Source organism: Capnocytophaga sp. oral taxon 329 str. F0087, from assembly GCF_000213295.2.
Taxonomy (GTDB): Bacteria; Bacteroidota; Bacteroidia; order Flavobacteriales; family Flavobacteriaceae; genus Capnocytophaga; species Capnocytophaga leadbetteri_A.
In genome coordinates this window covers 99,293-101,642 of the sequence record NZ_KN389984.1, presented here as the reverse complement: position 1 = coordinate 101,642, position 2,350 = coordinate 99,293, and the positions used below count along the sequence as shown (strand labels likewise).

General features: G+C 35.4%; 2 protein-coding genes and 2 pseudogenes. 2 read left to right on the top strand and 2 right to left on the bottom strand.

What is annotated here, in order from left to right; translation table 11 throughout:
- Positions 1-207: 207 nt before the first annotated feature.
- Both HMPREF9074_RS11810 and HMPREF9074_RS12810 read right to left on the bottom strand, forming a co-directional pair.
- A complete protein-coding gene (locus HMPREF9074_RS11810) occupies positions 208-453 on the bottom strand; it encodes a PIN domain-containing protein (RefSeq protein WP_369700489.1) in 246 nt (81 codons plus the stop codon).
- A gap of 31 nt (positions 454-484) precedes the next feature.
- Positions 485-652, bottom strand: a pseudogene (locus HMPREF9074_RS12810) (IS1595 family transposase); the annotation flags it as partial.
- A gap of 415 nt (positions 653-1,067) precedes the next feature.
- On the opposite strand from HMPREF9074_RS12810, the gene HMPREF9074_RS00930 reads away from it, so the two are divergent.
- A complete protein-coding gene (locus HMPREF9074_RS00930) occupies positions 1,068-1,895 on the top strand; it encodes a universal stress protein (protein ID WP_009389528.1) in 828 nt (275 codons plus the stop codon).
- Between the two features lie 193 nt (positions 1,896-2,088).
- Positions 2,089-2,350, top strand: a pseudogene (locus tag HMPREF9074_RS00925) (TonB-dependent receptor); the annotation flags it as partial.

Sequence of the window (2,350 nt, the reverse complement as noted above, 5' to 3'; positions counted from 1 at the left end):
CTTGCTTGCTGGCTTGCTGGCTTGCTTGCTTGCTTGCTTGCTTGCTTGCTTGCTTGCTTGCTTGCTTGCTTGGACCCTATCATTTTGTGCTATAAAAATACTATTTTTCATAGTTTCAAGGTTATTTTTTGTTCAGAATTAACCTAATTGACAAGGCAAAATTACAAATAATTTTTTAAATAAACAAAATTTTTTAGAGATTATTTTTTAGCTCTTTTTCTTGTAAAGGTATTTTCTTACTTCATTGGTAGAAATAAAGAAATGTCCGTAACCTTTTTCTGTCAGACCTGAAATAAGTTTCTTGTCTAGTGACCATATTTTATGTTTGTATTGTAAATGAAAGGCAATGAAAGGAATATCGTCTACATATATATCTTTAGTTATTTTTTCTGCTTTTAATAGGTTTGCCTCCGTTATATCCTTAGAAGTAAGAATAACAAACTCTTTTAAAATATTATAGAATTCTGTTTTTTGAGGTATCTATTTAGCTACATACTAATTGACTTTGGAAAACGGGAGAACGTTCTACAATTCTTTTCACTAATTTGTTAAAGATAGTCTCTTTGCTTTGTGAGCGATTGATTCTAAAACTGTATTCCGCTAAATAGCGGTCTATATTAAACTCTGAAACCCAAGAATATATACCTCGTAATTTGCGACAGCAATACCCTTTTTCCCATTTTATGGAAGCTAAGTATTCTTCGCAATCTAAGTCTGTTTTAAAGCGTTCAGTAAACTCTAAGAAACTTTGTCCCTTAAATAATTCCATAATACATTAATTTTCAGAGTGCAAATATATGAAAATACTTTGGCACCTCAAACTTTTTATTTTCTCTTTTGAAAGAAAAGCAGAAAAACATACTATAGCCCCCTCCCCTTTACCTCCGATATACAAACAATACAGGAACGATATAGGAACGATATAGGATAAACAAAAAAAATAGCCAAAGTACAAATATCTACCAATCATCAAAAAAATAGAAAAAAAATAAATTAGAAAAAATTTGGAAGTTATAAAAATAAGTCGTACCTTTACCACGAAATTAATAACTAAAAAATAGAGTCTTATGAAAAACATCTTAGTAACCACCGATTTTTCTGAAAAGTCTATTGCCTCTTTACACGTAGCCATAGGCTTAGCTAAGCAACACAAATCTAAAATATACTTGCTACACGCCATCGAGTTACCTATACGATTGATGACCGAGAGCCAAGTATCTGTGCCCGAAGCGATGTACTTCCTCAACCTCACCAAGCAGCGTTTTGCCGACCTGCATAAAGAGTTAGAAACAGGAGTAGAAATCATCGACTTGGTAGAAACATCGCCACTTCCTGAAGCAGTAGGCGAGATAGTGAAAAAATTCAATATCGACCTTGTGTTTATGGGCTCTAATGGTGCCTCTGGGGCTAAGGAACTATTTATAGGCTCTAATGCCGAAAAGGTAATCCGCTCTGCCACTGTTCCGGTATTGGTTATCAAAAATCCGCACGAAAAACTAAAGATTAAGCACATTATGTTCGGCTGCGATTTCTCTAAGCGTTTCTTAAAACCTTTCGAGAAAGCAGTAGCCTTTGCTAAACTCTTCAACGCCAAGATTGATTTGGTGTATGTCAATACTCCATACCAGTTCCTCACCACTCACGAAATCAATCATCGTATGAAAGAGTTCCTCAGCGAGGCTAACCACGCGCGTCAGCATTTCGAAACCCACGTGTATAATGATATTAGGGTAGAAACCGGTATACTCAACTACGTAAAAGAGAACAAGATAGACCTTATCTGTATGTTCCCTAACGGGCGTAAAGGTATCGCACACTTCTTCAATGGCAGTATCAGTAGCGACCTCGTTAACCACTCCGATACCCCTGTACTTACTATCAAGTTAGAAAAGTAAACATCTTTACTTTTTAATAGGTTTTTACATTATCTTTGCCAAAGGTTATAGCACAACGCCCTATAAACTTTTGGCAAAGTTTTTTTGTGCGCACTGCTCCCTAAAACCCAGCAATGATTGCTACCTCCGATACTTTTTTATTTGTTTTATCTATAAATAAACACTACCTTTGCCCCGATTTTATAACAATTTTATGAAAATAAGAAATGCCTTTTTCTTACTATTTTCAGTTTTTGCAGTAAAATCTTTTGCACAAGCAGTAGAGCAGCAGAAAGATAGTGTACAAAATTTGGATGAAGTAGTAGTTTCGGCTCAACAAATATTAGGTAGTAAATTCCAAGCACGCAACCGAACGGGTTCAGCATATTATATTTCCCCCAAAGAAATCCAAAAAATGGGGTATACCGACATTAACCGTATGCTAAAAGCCGTACCGGGGGTAAATGTATATGAAG